General features: G+C 63.2%; 11 protein-coding genes and 1 pseudogene. 5 read left to right on the forward strand and 7 right to left on the reverse strand.

The features are described 5' to 3' along the window. Positions 1-7: 7 nt before the first annotated feature. On the forward strand, positions 8-730 hold the full coding sequence (aat, locus tag ACQ66M_RS01535; RefSeq protein ID WP_430401487.1) for a leucyl/phenylalanyl-tRNA--protein transferase: 723 nt from the start codon (positions 8-10) through the stop codon (positions 728-730). Between the two features lie 35 nt (positions 731-765). Here the strand turns inward: aat and ACQ66M_RS01540 are convergent. The 3 genes and pseudogenes from ACQ66M_RS01540 to ACQ66M_RS01550 form a co-directional block, all read right to left on the reverse strand. Then, positions 766-1,119: pseudogene (locus ACQ66M_RS01540) on the reverse strand (DUF2155 domain-containing protein); the annotation flags it as partial. Beyond that, positions 1,116-1,820: an MlaD family protein gene (locus tag ACQ66M_RS01545; RefSeq protein ID WP_430401488.1), complete on the reverse strand. Its 705-nt coding sequence runs from the start codon at positions 1,818-1,820 to the stop codon at positions 1,116-1,118. The gene ACQ66M_RS01545 and the pseudogene ACQ66M_RS01540, both read right to left, overlap by 4 nt. Next, positions 1,813-2,205, reverse strand: a complete 393-nt coding sequence (locus ACQ66M_RS01550) for an NADH:ubiquinone oxidoreductase subunit NDUFA12 (RefSeq protein WP_430401489.1) — start codon at positions 2,203-2,205, stop codon at positions 1,813-1,815. Before ACQ66M_RS01550 ends, ACQ66M_RS01545 begins: the two co-directional genes overlap by 8 nt. Before the next feature lie 198 nt (positions 2,206-2,403). Here ACQ66M_RS01550 and ACQ66M_RS01555 point away from each other — a divergent pair, with 198 nt between their 5' ends. From ACQ66M_RS01555 to ACQ66M_RS01565, 3 genes are all read left to right on the forward strand, one after another. Further along, positions 2,404-3,297 (forward strand): FG-GAP-like repeat-containing protein, encoded by an 894-nt coding sequence (locus ACQ66M_RS01555; protein ID WP_430401490.1) that lies wholly within the window; start codon positions 2,404-2,406, stop codon positions 3,295-3,297. A gap of 101 nt (positions 3,298-3,398) precedes the next feature. After that, positions 3,399-5,639 (forward strand): hypothetical protein, encoded by a 2,241-nt coding sequence (locus tag ACQ66M_RS01560; RefSeq protein ID WP_430401491.1) that lies wholly within the window; start codon positions 3,399-3,401, stop codon positions 5,637-5,639. A 139-nt stretch (positions 5,640-5,778) separates the two neighbouring features. Beyond that, positions 5,779-6,525, forward strand: a complete 747-nt coding sequence (locus tag ACQ66M_RS01565) for a pentapeptide repeat-containing protein (RefSeq protein ID WP_350174967.1) — start codon at positions 5,779-5,781, stop codon at positions 6,523-6,525. 38 nt (positions 6,526-6,563) lie between these two features. Here the strand turns inward: ACQ66M_RS01565 and aspS are convergent, their stop codons facing one another. Continuing rightward, entirely contained in the window at positions 6,564-8,387 is a 1,824-nt protein-coding gene (aspS, locus tag ACQ66M_RS01570; protein ID WP_430401492.1) for an aspartate--tRNA ligase, read from the reverse strand. A 97-nt stretch (positions 8,388-8,484) separates the two neighbouring features. On the opposite strand from aspS, the gene rnd reads away from it, so the two are divergent. Continuing rightward, the gene (gene rnd, locus ACQ66M_RS01575) at positions 8,485-9,651 is read left to right on the forward strand and encodes a ribonuclease D (RefSeq protein ID WP_350174971.1); all 1,167 of its coding nucleotides are present in this window, start codon (positions 8,485-8,487) and stop codon (positions 9,649-9,651) included. A 61-nt stretch (positions 9,652-9,712) separates the two neighbouring features. On the opposite strand, the gene ACQ66M_RS01580 is transcribed toward rnd, so the two are convergent. From ACQ66M_RS01580 to ACQ66M_RS01590, 3 genes are read right to left on the reverse strand one after another with little or no spacing between them, the layout of a single operon-like run. After that, the gene (locus ACQ66M_RS01580; protein ID WP_430401493.1) at positions 9,713-11,194 is read right to left on the reverse strand and encodes a Ppx/GppA family phosphatase; all 1,482 of its coding nucleotides are present in this window, start codon (positions 11,192-11,194) and stop codon (positions 9,713-9,715) included. Then, positions 11,191-13,365: an RNA degradosome polyphosphate kinase gene (locus tag ACQ66M_RS01585; protein WP_430401494.1), complete on the reverse strand. Its 2,175-nt coding sequence runs from the start codon at positions 13,363-13,365 to the stop codon at positions 11,191-11,193. The genes ACQ66M_RS01580 and ACQ66M_RS01585 overlap by 4 nt, the downstream gene beginning before the upstream one ends. A gap of 27 nt (positions 13,366-13,392) precedes the next feature. Beyond that, the gene (locus ACQ66M_RS01590; RefSeq protein ID WP_350174977.1) at positions 13,393-14,088 is read right to left on the reverse strand and encodes a hypothetical protein; all 696 of its coding nucleotides are present in this window, start codon (positions 14,086-14,088) and stop codon (positions 13,393-13,395) included. Positions 14,089-14,106: the final 18 nt, after the last annotated feature.

The raw sequence follows: 14,106 nt of genomic DNA on the forward strand, positions 1-14,106 counted from the left end.
TCAGCTGATGTCGTCCCGCTTTGGAACCCAGGATCTGCTTGCCTGCTATCAGCGGGGCGTGTTCCCCATGGCCGATGCGCGCGATGATCCGAACCTCTTTCTCGTCGATCCCGACATGCGCGGCATCCTTCCTCTGGATGCATTCCACATTCCACGCCGCCTGAAACGGACCGTCATCCGTGAGCCCTACCGCGTCACCGCCGACACCGCCTTCACGCGGGTCATGGAATACTGCGCAGAGGAAACAAGCGGCCGGGAAAGCACCTGGATCAATTCCGCCATCCTCAACCTTTACAGCGCGCTGCACCGTGAAGGCCATGCGCATTCTGTGGAATGCTGGGACGGCGACCAACTGGTTGGCGGGCTTTACGGGGTGGCGCTGGGAGGCGCTTTCTTCGGTGAAAGCATGTTTTCGCGAGCCACGGACGCATCAAAGATCGCGCTGGTCCATCTGGCCGCCCGCCTCATCGAGGGCGGGTTCACGCTGCTCGACGCGCAATTCCACAATCCACATCTGGAACAATTCGGCCTGATCGAAATCACCCGCGCTCAGTTCAAGGAACGCCTGCGCAAAGCCCTGACAGTCGAGGCGAACTTCTATTCCGGCGTTGGCTCTGTATCGAGCGATGGCGGCACGTCGTCCAGCATCGGCTCATCGTCCGGCGTCGTGACGGGCGCAGGCAGCTTCACCGGATCGGGCGCCGTGCAGCGGATCACCCAGATATCATAGACCGGGTGCTCAAGGGCGCTCAGGCCCGGCGACGAGGCATACATCCAGCCGGAGAACAGTTCCGGGTTCGCTTCATTGACCGTTTCGACACCTTCTGCTGACACGGCGGCTTCCATCGTCTCAACCGCCACGGGCTGGGTCGAATGGATCTTGAGGAAAGCGGCGCTTTCGGGCGCCTCTTCAGGCGGCGTCTGGTAGCAGGTTTTCAGTTCCACTTTCAGCGACCCGAATACAACCGGCTCACCGACTTTGACATCGATATCGGTCGACCGCCCGGTGATCTTGTCCAGGGCCCGCAGGGTTGCTGTGTCCTTCTGCGCGAATGTCGCCGCGTGTGCGCCGCCAAACAGGCTCAGGCCAATAATAGTTGCAGCCAGCAGTCGGATCATTGGCCATCATCTCCGGCAGGATCGGGATCGTCCACCGGATAGGGGTCCGCAGCCGGGGGCGTATCCGTGGCCTCAGGTTCAGCAGGCGTCTCGGTGACATCGGGCTCAGGCGTCACGACAGGCTGTGGCGCAGGCTCGGCAGGCTTCTTCACCTCCGGCTTTTTCGGCGCCACAGGCTCGGGTGCAGGCGCAGATGCAGGTTCGCCTACGGGTTCGTCAGCCGGTTGCACCTCTGCCGATGCGGCATCGCCGCCACCACCGCCCGCAAAGGAGGCGAACAGGGTCAACAGGTCAACGCTGCCGCGCGTATACATGATTTCGCCGGTGCCATCCTGGGCAATCGTGTCAAATCCGCCGCCCGGCTCCAACGCAATATAGGACCCGCCCAGAAGGCCATCGGTCGAAATGCGCGCGTCCGTATCGTCCGGAAGTTCCCATTTCTTGTCGAGCGACAGGGTCAGCATCGCTTCGAACCGATCCGGATCGCCCTCGATAGACTTCACCACACCTGCCTTGACGCCCGCGATGCGCACATCGGAGCCGCGGGAAATGCCTGACACATTATTGAAGCGCGCCAGCACACTGTACTGGTCACCCTTGACCTCGCCGTCCCCGCCAACCGCCAGCGCAAACCAGAGGAATATACCGGCAACAAGGATAACCAGACCGCCTACGAGGGTTTCAAAGACAGACTCACGCATCGGGGGTCCACGCCTCGTAATCATCATCAGATTTCTGGCGTGTTCCGCCGCTCGACATGCTGCCTTTCGGCTTCACCGCATAGGGTGTTCCCGTCATGTTGGGCATGTGATCCGTTTCCCAGTCGCGCCGCTCCAGCGGCATGTGCGTCGGCGGCTCGTTCACCGTATGGTGCAGCCAGCCATGCCAGTCAGCAGGTACTTTCGACGGTTCGGCCAGGCCCTTGTAGATAACGTACCGGCGACGACGGCCCTCGATGGAGGCTTTGCGGTCCTCGAAATAGCGATTGCCGTATTCATCGGTGCCGACATAGCCACTGCGCCGCTTGATATCGAAAGAGGCGCCCACGGTAATACCGCTCCACCAGGTGAAAATCTGATTCAGCATTGTTTGCCCGTCCTGACGTGACTTGATGGCCGCAATATGGCGTTACTCGGGCTGTTAATCCAGACCGCGCAGGCAGGCAATGCACGACATCGGCCGGATGCAGACTTTCGCCCCGGAATGACAGGCAGATCGGGCTGACTCGGCCGCCTTTCTCGCCTAGCATCTGCCTCTACACGCTCTGGCAAAGGACAGTATCGCATGATCGTGAACGACAGATGCGCGGCGTTCGCCCTCCTCTTCGCCACCAGCGCAGGCGCACATGCCCAGTCTCAGGTCCGGCCGGAATCGCCCCCGCCGCCGCAACACTTTCAGGTCTCGCCATGGTTCTATGTTGACGCGTTCGACACGGAAACCGTCCGGGCAGACAGTGCCACAGTGCAGAATGGACAGCCCGCTCCTGCATCCCTCAACAATGGCGCGGGTCAATTCACGCTGGCAGGTGGGCCGGAAGGCGATCCGATCAATGCCGCCCTCGCCGACATGGACGGCGACAGCGCCCCGGACCTCGTCATCTCCCGGCGTTCAGGCGCAAGCCTGTTTATGCGCGGCAACGGAATCGGGGGATTTTACCTCGCGACGCCCCTGCCCGGCACCGAATCGGGCGCTGTCAGCATCGCCGCCGCCGATATTGACGCCGATGGTGACACGGATATCGCCCTCGGCGGCATGGACGGGCAGGACAGCCTCGTCCTCCTGAACAATGGCTGGGGGGAATTCACGCCGCTCCCGGTCACTGGCAGCGCCGGAACCTATGTACAGATCGGCCTTGATGACTTCACCGGCGACGGGCAGATCGATATCGCGCTTTATGCCGCCGGCGGTGACAGCCGCCTCTTTGCCGGCAACGGCGCCGGCCAGTTCACGCAAAAAGGCTCACTCGCGGCCATGACCGAATTTGTTGACATCACCGGCATGGCCCACCCGTCAGACGGCCCGGACTTCATGGGCGAAGCCCCCTATGACCTCCCCTTTCGCATCCTGATCGAGCCCGTTTCCGGCTATGGCCCGGAATTCTCGGTCGGGCTGGCTCTCAGTGATGCCAACGGGGACGGCACGGCCGACCTGATCGCAAGCGAATCCGGCAATGAATGACGCGAAACCCGCCTTCCGGCCATAATAAACCGCGCAAGACAGTTGAAGCCGCCCCGCTCACCCGTCACGCTCTGCGTGAGTGATTCGCGAAGGAGCCGCTTATGCCTGACCAGAGCCGGGACGAAATCCTGATCGCCGCCGAATCCGACGGCCTCCTCTCACCTGAAATCCCGTTCGGCATCCTCTGCCGCGCCGCCGGTTACATGCCGGGTGACATGACGCCTGTCGCGTTGGACCACCTCGCCGCTGCGGCCTCCGCCGCCAGCCTGCAAAGCGTCTCGCAACTCGCCCTCGCCGAGATGCTAGAGCGCCTCGGCCCCGCCCCGCGCAATGCCGACCTGGCCGAGGCGCTAGCCGCCGGCCTGCCGCAGGACTTGCTGGAAGAGGCGCTCCGCCTGCCCGGCGGCATCCTGCGCACCGCAGACGCCCTGCGCGCTGCCGCGGTCGACACCCCTGCCCCTCCCCCGGCTGTCTTTGCGGCCCGCCCCCTCGATATCGCGCTGGAACCCTCCCTGCTCGCAGCCCTCAAGGAAGGCGGCGAAATCTACTTCCTGCAGGATGCCCTGCCCGCCGGCGATGCGCCTGCCCGCCTCGTCGACCTGTCACAGGCCGTCAGCCCGGATGGCTTTCAGGACGGCTTCCTCGTCTCGGCCATCGAAACCGCTGCAGCCGGCATGAAGGACGGCGTATTCCTTCTCTCGGGCCTTGGCGCCGCCGTCATGGCGCTTGGTCTCGACTATGCTTCCGACGCAGGCATCGCAGCGGGCGCAGCGCTTTCGGCGCTCGTGCGCTCGGCCGCGACCGGCACGGCCTTCAGCGCCGCCCATTCCCGGGCCCTGAACATCGAGCCGCGCAAGACGGGCAGCAAACGCGCCTGCCGCGTCCTGATCCTGCCGGTATCCGATCCCATGCTGGCCCTGCCCGATTGTGACAGCGACGGCGCAGCCCCGGTGCGCGCCGTACTCACCTATGGCGACGACGCGCCCAGCCTGTCGCGTGCCGCGCGTATCGGTCTCGCATCCCGCTCGCCTGAATCCCTGCCCCTTGTCCTCGACCGGATCGCCAATTCCGGCGTGCAGGATCTCGAAAGCTCGCTCGGCCGGGAACGCCTGCGCGATCGCGGCTTCACCGAAGCGGCGCTCGACCGGGTCAGCCGGGCACTCGGCGAAGGTCTGCCCCTCAACGCCGCCTTCTCCCGCTGGGTACTGGGCGACGAGATCATCTCGCATGACCTGAAACTGACGCCCGAGAATTTCGATGCCGACGGACGCGGCGTCCTCTCCGCCATGGGCTTCTCGCGCGCCGACATTGCCAGGGCGGAAGCCGCCATTGATGGCGCTGGCGAAGCCATTGCCGCCCGCGCGCTGGTCGAATGCGGCTTCATCGTGGATATCAGCCCGGACGATGAAATCCGTTTCGCGGCGGCGTGCAACAAGGCGCTCGGCGGCGGTGTGGTCGTTTCCGTCGGTGCGCGCGCCGGGCTCGACATGGCCGAAGCCGCCATCGCAGACGGCCTCTCCGCCCACCTCGTTGGCCACCGCGCGCCACCACCTGATGAGGTCCGCGACCGGATGGAGCATATTCTCGTCCTCGCTGAAGAACTCGCCGAAGAAGCCCATACGCCCATGGCTTCGCCTGAATTCGTCGAGCCGCGCTTTGCCGCGCGCACGCGCCTGCCGGACAGGCGCAAGGGATATATCCAGAAAGCCACCGTTGGCGGCCACAAGGTCTACCTGCACACAGGCGAATTCGACGATGGCAATCTTGGCGAAATCTTCCTCGACATGCACAAGGAAGGCGCCGCCTTCCGCAGCCTGATGAACAATTTCGCCATCGCCACATCCATCGGCCTGCAATACGGCGTGCCGCTGGAAGAATATGTCGACGCCTTCGTCTTCACCCGGTTCGAACCGGCCGGCCAGGTCACGGGCAATGACCGGATCACCCGCGCCACCTCGATCCTCGACTACATCTTTCGCGAACTCGCCGTCTCGTATCTCGGCCGCGACGATCTCGCCGAAGTCGACGTCACGCATGACGGTCTCGGCCGGGGCGCAGGCGACGCCACACGCGAGCCTGCCGAGTTCACCGAGGAAGCCGCCCAGATCATCTCGCGCGGCTTCTCACGCGGCCACCTGCCGGACAATATCGTCATCCTCGACAAGCGCCGCGCCGAAAAGCAGGCTGAAGCCGAACTCGACGCCGAAACCGAGGAACTCGAATCGCCCGCCTATCTCGAACAGGGCTGTGAATCCTGCGGCAGCTTCACGGTCTTTTCGATCAGCGACGAGGGCGACACGGCGTGTGACACATGTGGCGAAGAAGGGCGTGTCTCCAAATAATCGCAGTGGATTGACAGGCAAACACGCCGGCTCCCCCAAGGGAAAGCGTGCGCGGCAGTTTGGCAACACTTGTGGCTCTTATGCAGTTGTTACGGTTTGTTCAGTATAGCTGCATAAGACAACGCGATATTCCGGGGACATGACTGGTATGCCTCTTCGCCTGAACGTGCTTGCCGTGATCGCGCTGATTGGCGTGTCCATGACGGCTTTTGCGCAGAGCAAACCTGTCGCATGGCAACCCGGCTATGTTGGCTCGTGCGGGGGATGCAATCTCGCCGGCCGCAATATGTCCGGCTGGACCCTCAGCGGCGCGGACTATGCAGACGCCAATCTCGAATTCGCCTTCATGCGCGGCATTCAGGCTACCAGCACCAATTTTGAACGTGCCAACGCGGCCGGGGTCGATCTGCGCAGCGCCATGCTGAATTCCGCCCGGTTCTCAGACGCGATCCTCTCCAATGCCCGCCTCATGGGCATCCAGGCGTCTGGCGCAGATTTCCGCGAATCCATTATGCGCGGGGCAAACCTGCAGGGCGCGCTGATGGTCGGTGCCAATTTCTCGAATGCCGACCTCGGCGAGACCCAGCTTGATGAAGCAGACCTCTCGGGCGCCAATCTCACGGACGTGAAATTCGACAAGGCCGTGATGAAGGCCACCATCCTGAATGGTGCCAACATGACCGGCGTCATCATGACCGGCTCGGATGTTGCCGGTGCCTCGTTCCGCGATGTGCGCTTCATTCGTGCAGACCTGTCAGGCATGCACCATCATGACATGGCAGATTTCGACGGCGCCTGCAGCTCGATCGACACATTGATGCCGTCGGGCCTGCTGCTCCCGCTTTGCACCGAAGTCCTCCTCGCCACCAACGCCCCGAAACGCTAGTTCCGCTTCCCAAAGAGGATCATGCGCAGAAGCAACCCTCAGGTTTTCGCCTGAGGCGCGAGCCGGATGTTCAATTCCTTAAGTTGACGATCATCCACAGGGCTCGGTGCACCCATCAACAGGTCACGCGCCTGCTGGTTCATCGGGAACAGGATCACGTCGCGCAGGTTCTCGACCTCTGCCAGCAGCATCACGATCCGGTCCACGCCCGGCGCAATCCCGCCATGCGGCGGCGCGCCGTAGCGGAACGCGTTCAGCATGCCGCCAAACTTCTCTTCAACCACTTCGGGGCCATATCCGGCCAGTTCGAACGCCTTCAGCATCAATTCCGGCCGGTGGTTCCGGATCGCGCCGGAAGACAGTTCGATACCGTTGCACACGATGTCATACTGGTAGGCCTTGATCTCCAGCTGCTTCTCGACCGTGTCGGCCGCCAGCAGCTTCTCCATCCCGCCCTGCGGCATCGAGAACGGGTTATGGCTGAAGTCCACCTTCTTGTTGTCCTCGTCCCACTCGTACATCGGGAAGTCGACAATCCAGCAGAAGCGGAAGATGCCCGGCTCGATCAGGCCCAGCTCCTCACCCACGCGCGTGCGCGCCGCGCCGGCCAGCTTCACGGCCGCCGTCTTGTCGCCTGCCGAGAAGAACAGTGCGTCGCCAGCCTTCACACCCGCTGTGTCGGCCAGCGCCTGGAGGGCTTCCGGCGCGAAGAATTTGGCAATCGGGCCGGTGCCCACCAGCCTGCCGTCCTCGTCCACAAAGCGGATATAGCCAAGCCCGGGAGCCTGCATTTCCTTCTTTGCCCACGCGTCCATCTTGTCGAAGAAGCTGCGCGGCTGCTCGGCCGTGTTTGGCGCCGGGATGGCGCGCACGATGCCGCCGCCATCGACGATCTTCCTGAATACGCCCAGCGTCACATCCTCGCGCGTCGCAATGTCAGACACGTCGGAAATGATGATCGGGTTGCGCAGGTCCGGCTTGTCGGAGCCATATTTCAGCATCGCCTCGGCGAACGGGATATGCACGAAAGGCTCGTCCGGCACGGTGCGCCCCTTGCCGTCCCAATCGGCAAACTCCTCGAACACGCCGCGCAGCACGGGCTCAATCGCGTTGAACACGTCTTCCTGCGTGACAAAGCTCATTTCGATATCGAGCTGGTAGAACTCGCCCGGCGAGCGGTCGGCCCGCGCATCCTCGTCGCGGAAGCAAGGGGCGATCTGGAAATAGCGGTCAAAGCCCGACACCATCAACAGCTGCTTGAACTGCTGCGGCGCCTGCGGCAGCGCATAGAACTCGCCCGGATGAATACGGCTCGGCACCAGGAAGTCGCGCGCGCCTTCGGGGCTCGAGGCCGTCAGGATCGGCGTCTGGTATTCAGTAAAGCCCTCGGCCACCATGCGGCGGCGCAGGCTCGTGATCACGTTCGAGCGCAGGATCATGTTCTTGTGCAACGTCTCGCGGCGCAGGTCCAGGTAGCGGTGCTTCAGGCGGATGTCTTCCGGATAGTCCGGCTCGCCAAACACCGGCAGCGGCAGCTCGGCCGCCTCTGACAGCACCTCAACCGCCCCGGCAACCACCTCGATCTCGCCGGTGCCAAGGTTTGCATTCACAAGGCTCGAATCACGCGCCACGACCTTGCCCTCGATGGACACGACGCTCTCCGTGCGCAGGCGCTCCACGGTTTCAAAGCCAGGCGCACCCGGATTGAACACGACCTGTGTCAGGCCGTAATGGTCGCGCAGGTCAATGAACATGACCCCGCCATGGTCCCGGCGGCGGTGCAGCCAGCCCGAAAGCTTTACAGATTCGCCCACATGGGACGTGCGAAGTTCACCGCAGGAATGGGTGCGATAGGCGTGCATCGGATCGTTTCTCCGCAAAGACGGTCATTAGAAATCAGGGGCGCAAGGGCATTTAAGCCCTTTCACTTGTCAAGGGCCTGCGATACGCAACCCCACGATGACTGACAACACCTTGACTCCCATTACTGAGCAGTCGGCGCTCGAAGACCTGTGCGGCAAACTCGCCGAATCGGACTTCATCTGCGTCGATACCGAATTCCATCGGGAAACCACCTACTGGCCGGAACTCTGCCTTGTGCAGGCCTCTGCGCCAGGTGTGGAAGGCCTGATCGACCCTCTGGCCGAGGATCTGGACATCGGTCCCTTCCTCGACCTGATCGCGGCCGATAACCGGGTGAAGGTGTTCCACGCGGCCCGGCAGGACATCGAAATCTTCAATCGCCTCATCGGCCACCCCCCCGGCCCGATCTTTGACACGCAGATCGCCGCCATGGCGCTCGGCTTCGGCGATTCGATCTCCTACGACAATCTCGTCCAGCGCGTCGTGCGCCGCCAGATCGACAAGTCCAGCCAGTTCACAGACTGGATGCGCCGCCCGCTCAGCCAGAAACAGCTCATCTACGCCCTCGGCGACGTCACCCACCTGCGCGACATCTACCTGATCATGCGCGAGGAACTGGAAAAGACCGGCCGCATGGGCTGGGTCCGCGAGGAAATGGCCGATCTCGAGGATCCGGTGAAGTATGACACCGACCCGATGAATGCCTGGCAGCGCCTGAAACTGCGCAAGCCCAAGAAGGACTATGCCGCCGTGGTGGTCGCCGTCGCTGCCTGGCGCGAACGCCTCGCCCAGGACCTCGACAAGCCGCGCCGCCGCATCCTCAAGGATGACGCGATCCAGGAAATCGCCGCCCAGAAGCCCCGGTCAGAGAATGACTATGGCCAGCTGCGCGCCGTTCCCGGCGGCTTTATCCGCTCCAAGCATGGCCAGAGCCTGATGGAAGCGGTGCTGGAAGCCATCGACAATCCGGACAAGTTCGCCCCCGAACTGGAACCGCGTGTCCAGAACGCCCAGATCCCCGCCGGCGCGCCGGAACTGCTCAAGGTCCTGCTCAAGCATGTCAGCGACGAGCACAATGTCGTGCCGCGCCTGATCGCAAATGCCGCCGACATCGACCGCATCGCCCGCGGCGAGACCAGCGACGATATCGCCGCCATGACCGGCTGGCGATATGACATGTTCGGCAAGAAGGCCCAGGCCCTGCTTAGCGGCCAACTCGCCGTCTCCTTTGAAGGCGGCGAAATCCGCCTGTTTGACGTCTGAAGAGTTCCGATCCCGGATACTCGAACAGCGCTCATCCTGAGCGAAGTCGAGGGGCGGGCGCCTACCCCACCACGACCCTCGGTTTCAGGTGCAGCTGGTTCGCCGATTGCGTCAGGCGCCGCACCACCGTGTCCGACACCATCGGCGCGTCCACCTTCAGCACGTGCAGCTCCAGGTTCTCTCCATTCCGTGCCAGGCTGGCCCGCTGGAGGATCGGCCCTGACCGGCCGGAAAACACCGCGCCCAGCCGCATCGCGCTGCCCAGTTGCTTCGCCCGGTCAGCCTGCTCGTCCGTGGTCAAGCCAAGATAGTCGCCCGGTCGCTTGAAATCCTTCTCGTACCGGCAGCCGACGGCATAGGCGATGATCGCCCGCTCGGCATGACTGACGCCAGCATAGGGTGCCCGCAGCGCCTGTTCATAGGCCAGCAGCGCCCTGTGGTCGGGGTGGAACCGCCCGGCACTGTCGGCCATCATGCAGGCCGCCTTCTCGATCCGCGCATCGGCCGCGGGCGACCCCAGCAGGTCCGGCTCCGGCCCAAAGGCCGGGCTGACGAACTCATGCAAGGCCTGCCCGAACGCGATCTGGTTATGGTCCAGCCGCCCGAACGCAATCACGCCGTCCAGCAGCGGGTCGGTCACCGCCGCACCCGTGAGGTCGCGCAGCACGCCCTCGCGCACGCCAGCCGACGAAATCGTCACGCCTTCCAGCGGGCTGATCTGCAGCAGTTCCTCAAGGATGATCGCCGCAATCGGCAGGTGTTTCGCCCGGCGCCGGTCGATCTTCTCGATCATGGTCCGCGCAGTGGGATTGGTCACGCTGTCGAGGCAGAGCTTTGCCGCCCGCGCAACCTGTCCCTCGGTCATCTGGTATCCCTGCAGCACGTGCAGTGGATAATCCTCCACCGCCATGTTCAGGCGCGCAAACGAGCGCCACGCGCCGCCCACGGCGTAGAACCGCCCCGTCGATCCCGGCAGCACTTTTGATGTCTTCAGCTCGGCCCGCACCTTCTTGCGCAGCTCGCGCAGGTCATCTGCCTGTTCGGCCAGCGACAGCGGCCCAAGCAACAGGCTCTCGCCCTTTGACTTGCCAGACCCGATGCGCTGGAACTCGAGGCTCGACCCGCCAAGGTCGCCCATCACGCCCTTTGGCTGATGGAAGCTCGCCTCGACACCCAGGGATGACAGGCGCGCCTCGTCAGGGCCCGACAGCACGGTCACCGGCCGCCCGAGGACGCGCCCGGCCTTCCTGACGAAATCCGGCCCGTCGCTCGCCTCGCGCACCGCCGCCGTGGCAACGGCCGTATAGTTTCGCAGATTGAGCGCCCGCAGGATCGCGCGATACCGGCTCAAGGCATTCAGCGCCGACTCCCGCCCCGTGGGCGACAGGGTTCCGCGCTTGATCAGACCTTCGCCCAGCCCCGCCATGACCTTCTCGTTGAACGTCTGCAGGATAGACGCCCCCAGCACATCATAGATCACCAGGCGAACGGAGTTTGACCCGATATCGATGATGCCCGCGCGCTCTGATTTCGGGAACATCATGCGAGCTTGTCAGTGCGGTGCGACAGTCTCGGCGGCAGGGTGACTTCCAGTGCGCTGCCCCGACCCGACAGGCTGGGATTGTCCATGAAATACTGGTGCGCTTCGAACGCTGACTCCGGTTTTTCCGGCTTCACGCGGCGATAGGAGCCATTCTCCACCATTACCCAGCTTTGCAGCTCGTCATTCAGGTTCGCCACCATGATCTGGTTCAGGATCTGCCGGTGCACTGTCGGATTCTCGATCGGCACGAGCGCCTCCACCCGGCGCGTCAGGTTGCGCGGCATCCAGTCGGCAGACGAAATGAACACTTTCGCATTGGCAGATGGCAGCGCCTCGCCATTCGCAAAGCAAACGATCCGCGAGTGTTCCAGGAACCGCCCGACAATGCTCTTGACCGTGATGTTCTCCGACATGCCCGGCACACCCGGCCGCAGGCAGCATATGCCGCGCACAACCAGCGTGATCGGCACACCGACCTGGCTCGCCCGGTACAGCGCGTCGATGACTTCGCCATCCACCAGCGAATTCATCTTCGCCCAGATGCCGCTCGGCTGGCCTTTCTTTGCCGCCGCCGCTTCTGCCTCGATCATCTCGATCAGGTCGTGCTTGAGGCTAAGGGGCGACATGGAAATCTTTTCCAGTGCCGGCCCGACATCCGGCGGCTCGCGATAGGCGGTCACGAAATTGAACAGGCGGTTGGCATCACGCCCCAGAGCGGCGTCGGCCGTGAACAGTGACAGGTCCGTATAGATACGCGCATTGATCGGATGGTAGTTCCCGGTCCCGAAGTGCGTGTACGAACGAAGGTCCCCGCCCTCGCGTCTCACGACCAGCGATACCTTGGCGTGCGTCTTGTACTCAATATAGCCGTAAACGACCTGCACGCCTGCCCGCTCCAGGTCGCGCGCCAGCCGCAGATTGGCTTCCTCGTCAAACCGCGCCTTGATCTCAACCAGCGCTGTCACGTTCTTGCCGGACTCTGCCGCCTCGATCAGCGCCGCCACGACAGGTGAGTTGGATGTGGTCCGGTACAGCGTCTGCTTGATCGCCACCACGGCAGGGTCGGCTGCCGCCTGCCGGATGAATTGCACGACAACGTCAAAACTTTCGAACGGGTGATGAACCAGGATATCCTTCGCCCGGATTGCCGCGAAGCAATCACCGCCCATCTCGCGGATACGTTCAGGATAGCGAGGCTCATAGGGCGGGAACTGCAGGTCCAGCCGCTCGTCGACGATCAGTTCGGACAATTGCGCCATACCCAGGATACCGTCATAGAGAACGGTGTCGGCCTGCTCCGCGCCAATCTCGCGCGTGATGAATTCCCGCAATTTCTGCGGCGCACTCGACTGCATTCTCAGCCGCACGATCCGGCCCCGGCGGCGCTGCTTCAGCATCACCTCGAATTCGCGGATCAGGTCCTCGGCTTCTTCCTCGATCTCGATATCGCTGTCACGCACCACGCGGAACAGGCACCGGTCCTTTTCCTTGAAACCCGGAAACAGGTCTTCCAGGAACAGGCCGATCACGTCTTCCAGCGCGATGAACCGCAAATGCCCCTTGGCTGATTTCGGCAGGCGGATGAAGCGCCGCACAAAGGCGGGCAGCGGCACGATTCCGACATGCCCCTCACCGCCTGAATTCGACACGAGGTCAATGGCAATCGAAAAGCCGAGATTCGGAATAAAGGGGAATGGGTGGGCCGGGTCCACGGCCAGCGGCGTCAGGACAGGAAAGATATTGCTCTGATAGAACGCCTCAAGTTCGGCGCGGTCTTTCCTGGTCAGCGCCTCGGCGGAAAGGACGTGGATATTCTCCGCCGCCATCTCTTCCTTCAGCTTGCGCCATCGTTCCTGCTGGCCGGCGATCAGTTTCAGCGAGGCCGTCTCGATCTTCTCGACCTGTTCGAACGGCTTCAGCCCGTCCTGGCCCGGCCGCACGATGCCCGCCCGCACCTGCTCGCGCAGGCCCGCATAGCGGACCATCTCGAACTCATCGAGGTTGCTGGCCGAAATCGACAGGAACCTCAGGCGCTCCAGCAGCGGATGAGCAGGATTGGCCGATTCCTCCAGGACACGCTGGTTGAACTCCAGCCAGGACAATTCCCGGTTCAGAAAACGGTCCGGCGACGCCATCAGCGCCTTGTTAACTCGTCCTGTTCCATCCGCCATATCAGCCCCGTCCGCTTGTTCAGTACATCAGTCCGGCTTTGCCCGGTCTTCGGCGTCTGCTTCCATCGCATCCAGCACCTCCTTGACCAGCGGCACGCTCGGCGCCCGGCCCATGTCGGTCACGCCATCGCTCAACCGTTCAGCAAAGGTCTCAACGGCCTCATAGGAGAGATCAAGCCGCGGAACCAGATATTTGAGGACATCCGGCTCCAGTTTGAGGAAATGCCGCACCGCTGCAGCTTTCAGGCGGCCCAGCATCATCGCCTCGTCCGGCGCATATATCTCTGCCACAGGCATGGAATTGAGGCGTGACTTCAGGTCTGGCGACGGGGCCTGCCAATGGGGTGGCGGCCGGTTTGCCGTCAGCAGCAGGCGGCCCGCACCGGCCGACACAAGGTTGATCAGCGACAACAGGCGGTCCCCGGCCGGCACCCGGTCTGCGCCATCAATCGCGGTATAGGTGGCCGCGCGCGCATCTACGTCGCGCCCCCTGGCCGCTGCGAAGGCTCTCGCCTCGAAGACGTCACCACCAAACTTGCGTGCCCAGGCATGCGCAATCACAGTCAGGCCAGACTTGGGCGGCCCGACAAGGCACAGCACCGGGGTCGGCCAGTTTTCGGGCCGCTGCACGATCGCCAGTGCGCTCTCATTGACCGGCGAGTTGACAAGGTCGTCAAAGCCGAGCCCCGGGGCCGGAAATCCGAAACTCAGCTGATCTGGCATAGCGGGCCTGACAATGTC

The sequence above is a fragment of the Hyphomonas sp. genome, from assembly GCF_965284475.1.
Classification (GTDB): Bacteria; Pseudomonadota; Alphaproteobacteria; order Caulobacterales; family Hyphomonadaceae; genus Hyphomonas.